General features: G+C 60.1%; 2 protein-coding genes. One reads left to right on the top strand and one right to left on the bottom strand.

Features of this window, described 5'->3' with window-relative positions; translation table 11 throughout:
* Positions 1-536: NnrU family protein (locus tag WBF74_RS01185; RefSeq protein ID WP_424434013.1), on the bottom strand; the 536-nt coding region annotated here is incomplete at its 3' end.
* A 175-nt stretch (positions 537-711) separates the two neighbouring features.
* Between WBF74_RS01185 and WBF74_RS01180 the strand changes: the two genes are divergently transcribed.
* Positions 712-2,072 (top strand): arylsulfatase (locus tag WBF74_RS01180; protein ID WP_424434011.1); only part of this gene is annotated, 1,361 nt, incomplete at its 3' end.

The following is a 2,072-nucleotide window of genomic DNA, read 5'->3' as shown; positions in this document are numbered from 1 at the left end:
CGGTTGGCGAAATCGTTCCATGCCGCGCCGAGCTTCAGGCGCTTCTTCTTGTCGATGGAGAAAGTGCCAAGGATGGAGAGCAACGCGAATGTGCCGAAGAAGATGATCGAAGCCTGATCGCCATTGATGAGCAGATGCCAGAGCGCCCAGATGGCCACGCCCCAGAGAAAGGGGTGCCGCGTGATGCGGAGCATGCCTTTCACCGTTTCGGGCTTCTCGGCAAGCGCTTCGGCGCCCACGGCGGTCGGGTTCGGCGTGGTGATGCCGATCACCACGAACAGCGCAGCAAGCAGAATGACGAGCGGCGAGAGGTGCAACGCCCAGAGCGGGGCCGCCCAGTAAAGATGGTTCGGCCCGAGCACCGCCTGATTGAAGCTCCAGGCGAGCCAGCCAATGCCGACAAGCGAGACGACCGAGAATGTCGCCAGCCACGCATTTTCGCCAATAGCCCCCACGATCTTGCCCCGCAGGCTGGTGCCGGCGACGAGCAGATGGACGGCAAGAAAGAAGGCAGCAGCAATCCAGAGCATCAGCATGGTTGTTTCCTCCCGAAGAATATAACAGTGTTATATACCTTTCAGAACATCCCTTTCAAGTCCGCCCTCCGCATTTCGTCAAAAATGGACAGGGGTCCATTTTTCTCGTTGACGGAAAGAAGCGTGTCGCGGAGCTTTGGGCCCCGTAAGCCTATAGAAAATGGGGGAGGGCGCGATGGGGAAACGGCCGAATTTTCTGGTGATCGTCGCAGACGATATGGGCTTTTCGGATCTCGGTTCTTTCGGGGGCGAGATATCGACGCCCCATCTCGATGCGCTGGCCCTGAACGGGCTGCGGCTGACGAATTTCCATTCAGCGCCCGCCTGCGCGCCGACCCGCGCCATGCTGCTCTCCGGCACCGATCATCACATTGCGGGGCTTGGCACCCATGTGGAGGTGCTGCACCCCACACAGCGCGGCAAGCCCGGCTATGAGGGCTATCTGAATGAGCGCGTCGCGACCCTGCCGGAGCTTTTGCGCGATGCGGGCTATCTCACCCTCATGTCAGGCAAATGGCATCTCGGCCATACGATCGAAACCTCGCCCTATGCGCGCGGCTTTGAGCGTTCCTTCGCGCTGCTGCCGGGTGCTGCAAATCATTATGCATCGTCACCCAAGGCGGGCACCGGCTTTCCTGCACAAGATACTCTCTACACGGAAGATGATCGCTTCGTCGAGCTGCCGGAAGATTTCTATTCGTCAGACGGTTTCACGACAAAGCTTCTGCAATATCTGGAGGAACGCGAGGATGACCGACCCTTCTTCGCCTATCTCGCCTTCTCCGCGCCGCATTGGCCGCTTCAGGCGCCGGATGACCTGATTGCAAAATACAGGGGCCGCTATGATGCGGGGCCGGAAGCCCTGCGTGCGGAACGGCTTGAAAGGCTGAAGGCGCTGGGGCTTTGTCCGAAAGACATCAGGCCGCATCCCATCATTGCGAAGAACAAGCCCTGGGATGAAATGAATGAGGAAGAGCGCGCCCGCTCTGCCCGCGCCATGGAAGTCTATGCGGCGATGGTGGAGCGCCTCGACTGGAATGTCGGCCGCGTGGTGGACTATCTGCGCAAGACGGGCGAGCTTGATAACACGCTTATTCTTTTCATGTCGGACAATGGTGCGGAAGGCGCACTGATCGAGGCGGTGCCGGTCTTCGGTCCCTATCTCATGGATTTCATCGAGCGCCATTACGACAACAGTCTCGAGAATATCGGGCGGCCCAATTCCTATGTCTGGTACGGGCCGCGCTGGGCGCAGGCGGCGACAGCCCCGTCGCGTCTCTACAAGACCTACACATCAGAAGGCGGTATTCGCGTCGTTGCTTTCGCGCATTGGCCAAAGCTGGTGCCGGAGCCTGCCATCGGCCATGCCTTTTCAACGGTGATGGACGTGATGCCGACGCTGCTCGATCTCGCAGGCGCGACGCATCCCGCACCGGATTACAAAGGCCGCAAGGTCGTGTCGCCCATGGGCCGCTCGCTTCTGCCCTGGAGTGAGGGCAGGGCAGAAAGCGTGCATCCGGCAGATGCCGTGACGGG

The sequence above is a fragment of the Parvibaculum sp. genome (genome assembly GCF_049672805.1).
GTDB lineage: Bacteria > Pseudomonadota > Alphaproteobacteria > Parvibaculales > Parvibaculaceae > Parvibaculum.
The sequence above is the reverse complement of the archived record's forward strand: the minus strand, read 5'-3'. Positions and strand labels throughout refer to the sequence as shown.